The following is a 237-nucleotide window of genomic DNA, read 5'->3' as shown; positions in this document are numbered from 1 at the left end:
CGTCCGCAATGAAATGGTGCAGCTGGTCGTAGTTGCCCGTGGCAAGGCGCTCCGCCATCGGCTGAACGCTCTTGCGATCGCCAGGACCGATCAGTCCCGCAACATACAGAGGACACATCCGCTGCCGGGTCTTGTGACCCAGCCGGTCCAAGAACGGCATCAGCCAGCGTTCGAGCTCGTCTTCCCATCCCGCCATGGTCAGCCCTCCAAGAGCCGACCACCCATGAATCATTGAAA

1 protein-coding gene is annotated in these 237 nt (G+C 60.8%); it reads right to left on the bottom strand.

Features of this window, described 5'->3' with window-relative positions:
• Positions 1 to 232: transposase (locus FNJ47_RS48945; RefSeq protein WP_163163848.1), on the bottom strand; the 232-nt coding region annotated here is incomplete at its 3' end.
• Positions 233 to 237: the final 5 nt, after the last annotated feature.

It is taken from the genome of Bradyrhizobium uaiense, assembly GCF_010811875.1.
GTDB lineage: Bacteria > Pseudomonadota > Alphaproteobacteria > Rhizobiales > Xanthobacteraceae > Bradyrhizobium > Bradyrhizobium uaiense.
The sequence above is the reverse complement of the archived record's forward strand: the minus strand, read 5'-3'. Positions and strand labels throughout refer to the sequence as shown.